Below are 4,078 nucleotides of genomic sequence, written 5' to 3' on the forward strand. Positions count from 1 at the left end.
TCACAGCCCTGCACTCGACAGTTACGCAGAGTTAGCCAACAGAGTCCAGCATGTTGGGGTTATGTCCGTTGTGTCAGAAGCTACCTGTCCACCGCCGCCAGACACGGAGTCCGCTTCTTCGACGCCCTCGTCCAACTCGCCGATGTCCGTCCCCTGGGCGCCCGCCGCAACCTGATCCTGCATCAAACAGCGACGACGATCTGACCAGTTGGACCATTTATGCAAGATGCCGTCGCGATCGACCTGCGACCTGCCACCTGCGATGCCTCGACGGCCGTCGGCACATACCGGCGGTTCCCGGACGATGTCGGCCCCAGGCGCCGGCAGCCGGTGCTTTGACGTCGGCCCATGGATCAGCTGAAGCCGACTATGAGTCCCCACACCACGGCGATCCAGCCGTGGAAGGCGAGCTTCAGGGCGAGCGGGGCGTACCTGAGCTCCATGAAGTGCATGCCGACAAGGTGGATCTTCAATGCGACGACGGTCATGAGGAATGCCGTCGTGGCGACACCGCGGGAGCTTTCGGATTCGGCGAACCACGACGAGCTGGCCGTCAGCAGCAGGAGCCCGACGAACACCAGCCGGACCGGCTGGCCCCGGACCGCCGTGCGCAGGCGCGAACTCAGATGAGATAGAGAAGCGGGAACAGGACGATCCATAGTACATCCACCATGTGCCAGTAGGACGCGCACGCCTCGACCGTCGCGATCTTTGGATGACGGGACGAATTTCTCGTCGCCTTCCGCAGGAAGGCGAGCACACACATACCGACGGCGACGTGGAGAGCGTGTATTCCGGTAAGTACGTAGTAGTACATGTAGAACGTGTCCGTCACGGGGGAAATACCGGCGTGCAGTTTCTCGCCATATTCCAGAACTTTTCCACCCATGAATCCGAGGCCGCAGAGCAGCGCCAGCGTGAAGAACTTCGACGCCCGGCCGAACCCACCGGCCCGGACCGCCTGGACAGCCTGCACGACGAACAGCGAGCTCGCCAGGAGAATTATCGTGTTGACGAGCCCGATCGTGATGTTCAGATGCCGCTGTGACCGGGCGAACAGCTCCCGGTCACCGGCACGGGCGTCCATGAAGATCGCAAAGAATACCCCGAACATCGACATCTCGCCGAGGACGAGGACCCAGACACCAACCTCACCGGGCACATGTGGGGCATGGCTGCCCTCATCAGACACGTGTGAGACACGGCCACGCGGCTCGGGAGCCTCGACCCGGGTGCCCGACGACGGCGAGTACGCCGACGTCGACCGTTCAACCCGCATGCGCGCCCGAGGTGTTCTGAAGCCGCTGCGTCTGCTCCTCGACGGCCCCGCGATAGGTGGCCCATGCCATCACGAGCAGCCACGCGCCGAATATGAACAGCGGGAGCCAGAACACCAGCACGCCGTGGTAGGCGAACGGCCCCGTCTTGAAGAACAGCATCAGGACCACCGCCAGGAAGAGGAAGCACTCCAGCAGGTTGAAGTAAGCCACCCAGCGCGGGAAGACCGGTTTCGGCCCGGTGTCCAGCAGCACCGCCAGAGCGATGGCGCCGCTCTGCAGGACGAACGGCATGAACGGCAGGAACAGCAGGATCCAGCCCAGGTCGTGCAGCGTCTGTGTCGCCTCAGGGCTGCGCTCCGGGCGGAACGAGGCAGCCGCCAGGACGAGCATCGGCACCCACAGGAACTGCCAGGCCGCCAGTCCGGAACCGAACTGCAGGTAGGCCAGGGCCTTCTGCTCAGGCCGAATACGTAACATCTGGCGCAGGATCACCGTGATCAGCGGGCCCCAGACCATGAATCCGATCAACGTCAGAATGATCCCGAAACGAATGAGATTCGTGTCGTCCCGGTAGAACTCGGCGACCTCTTCGGCGGACCAGTTGGCGGGCACCGCCGGGATGTAGCCGGCGATCAACAGACCAACGAATATAAGGACCACGCCGATCGGCACACATGCCGAGCAGGCACGTTCGATTCGGTCGCTCACCGTGGTGAGCGTCGGTGAGTCCATAGTGGATGTCAACAGATCTCCTTGGAGAGTAGGAGGCTGACGCCGCGGGCCTTGTCCCGGCCCGGCCGGGACAAGGCCCGGTCAGGCCGTGTCGTTGGCCTCGTCCAGGTAGATGCTCTTGAGCAGCTGGAACGGCTGGAGCCCCTCCGGGCCCAGTTCGCGGCCCATACCGCTGGACTTGATGCCACCGAACGGCGCATAGGGGTCGTTGACGTAGCCGTTGACACCGACCGTGCCGGAACGGACCTTCTTCGCGAAAGCAGCGCCGCGCTCCGGGTCGGAGGTCCAGACCGACCCGCCCAGGCCGTAGTCGCTGTCGTTCGCGATCGCGACCGCCTCAGCCTCGTCGGAGTACTGGATCACCGCCAGTACCGGACCGAAGATCTCCTCCTGGGCGATCGTCGCCTTGGTGTCCACATCAGCGAAGATCGTCGGCTCGACGAACCACCCGCGATCCAGTCCCTGCGGCCGACCGCCCCCGGCGGTGACACGACCGCCCTCGGCCTTCCCTTTTCCGATGTAGGACTCGACGCGCTCACGCTGCCGCTCCGAGACCAGCGGCCCGACCTTCGTGGCCGGCTCAAGCGGATCCCCGACCGTCAGAGACTGCGCGAGACCCGTGATCGTGTCCACGACCACGTCGTACCGGCTGCGGGGAGCCAGGATGCGCGTGCCGAGCCAGCAGATCTGACCGTTGTTGAGCAGGGTGGCACCGAAAAACGACTCGATCGTCGAGCTCAGGTCGGCGTCATCGAGCACAATCGCAGCCGACTTGCCGCCGAGTTCCAGCGTCACCGGCCGCAGGAGCCGCCCACAGGTCTCGGCAATGGCCCGACCGGCCACGGTCGAGCCAGTGAACGACACCTTGTCCACACCCGGATGCGCGACCAGATATGCACCAACCTCCCGCCCCGCGGGAACGACATTGAGCACGCCCGGCGGAAGTCCGGCCTCGATCGCCGCCTCAGCCATGAGGAACGCATCCAGCACGGTCTCCGGAGCCGGCTTGAGAACCACGGTGTTGCCAGCGGCGAGCGCCGGGCCGAGCTTGAGAAATGTGATCGCCTGCGGGACGTTCCACGGCACAATCGCCGCTACCACACCGATCGGATCGCGCCTGACCAGCACCTTCTTACCCAACATGCCGGCGCGCACCTCCTCCTGGCCCGCCGCGACGAGACCGGAGTAGTAGCGCAACAGCAGGGCCGGGAAACCGGCCTCGAAGTTCTGGGCCAGCCACAACGGCATGCCGTTCTGAACCGAGACCCGACGAGCCGTCTCGGCTCCACGCGCCTCCAGCGCGGCAGCGAAGCGCTCCAACACCTCACCCCGCCGCGCCGGCGACCAGTTCGACCAACCCTCAGGATCGTCGAACGCCCGGCGGGCGGCATCCACCGCCGCGTCGACATCACCTTCGGTGCCCGCCGGCACGCTACCGACATTCTCCTCCGTCGCCGCCTCGATGACCTGAATACGGTCATCCGATGCCGGACTCGTCCACCGCCCGTCGATGTAAAGACGGTCGTACTCGATGGTTGCCATGTCCGCCCCTTCTCTCGCAAATTCGTCGCCTGGCCGACGCGGACGTCGCACGGGCGGATTATGGGTCCGGCACCCGGTCGGGCGGCCCAGGTCGATCGGGTGTCAGTCGTGGACGAGAACGACCTTGATGACCTCACCCCGGGCCTGAGCCGCGACCGCTTCGTTGATCTCCTTGAAAGGCATCTTGGTAACGATCTTGTCGAACGGGAACGCACCGGCCTTGTACATCTCGACGAGCTCCGGAATGAACACATCCGGGTTGCTGTCGCCCTCGACGATTCCCGTGAACGACAGGCCCCGGGCCTGCATCTCGATAAGGTTCACCGACAGCGTCGCCGTCGGGTCCGACGGGACGCCGACCATGCCGAACCGCCCCTGCTGGGCGAGCGAGGCAAGCACGGCCGTGATGACCGGGCCGGCCGCCGTCGTGTCGACGGCGTACTTGACTCCTTCGGGGATGATGGCCCGAACCTGCTCGGCGATGTCGCCCGCGGAGGGGTCGATCGCGTGCGTCGCGCCGAGCT

General features: G+C 65.2%; 5 protein-coding genes. All 5 read right to left on the reverse strand.

What is annotated here, in order from left to right:
* Positions 1-353: 353 nt before the first annotated feature.
* Positions 354-659, reverse strand: a complete 306-nt coding sequence (locus DD1DGNOD_RS22475) for a cytochrome C oxidase subunit IV family protein (protein ID WP_131768477.1) — start codon at positions 657-659, stop codon at positions 354-356.
* Complete coding sequence (locus DD1DGNOD_RS22480; protein ID WP_206443368.1) at positions 623-1,192, reverse strand: cytochrome c oxidase subunit 3 family protein; 570 nt, start codon at positions 1,190-1,192, stop codon at positions 623-625. Before DD1DGNOD_RS22480 ends, DD1DGNOD_RS22475 begins: the two co-directional genes overlap by 37 nt.
* 76 nt (positions 1,193-1,268) lie before the next feature.
* Complete coding sequence (locus DD1DGNOD_RS22485; RefSeq protein WP_131770990.1) at positions 1,269-2,024, reverse strand: hypothetical protein; 756 nt, start codon at positions 2,022-2,024, stop codon at positions 1,269-1,271.
* Between the two features lie 69 nt (positions 2,025-2,093).
* Positions 2,094-3,554, reverse strand: a complete 1,461-nt coding sequence (locus tag DD1DGNOD_RS22490; protein ID WP_131770991.1) for an aldehyde dehydrogenase — start codon at positions 3,552-3,554, stop codon at positions 2,094-2,096.
* 102 nt (positions 3,555-3,656) lie between these two features.
* A partial coding sequence (locus DD1DGNOD_RS28355; protein WP_206443369.1) for a zinc-binding dehydrogenase occupies positions 3,657-4,078 on the reverse strand: 422 nt, incomplete at its 5' end.

This window comes from Candidatus Protofrankia californiensis, from assembly GCF_900634765.1.
GTDB lineage: Bacteria > Actinomycetota > Actinomycetes > Frankiales > Frankiaceae > Protofrankia > Protofrankia californiensis.

What these genes read in the sequence shown, in the direction of transcription:
- DD1DGNOD_RS22475 (WP_131768477.1), bottom strand. Translation starts at nt 659, where the DNA reads ATGGATCGTCCTGTTCCCGCTTCTCTATCTCATCTGAGTTCGCGCCTG.
- DD1DGNOD_RS22490 (WP_131770991.1), bottom strand. Translation starts at nt 3,554, where the DNA reads ATGGCAACCATCGAGTACGACCGTCTTTACATCGACGGGCGGTGGACG.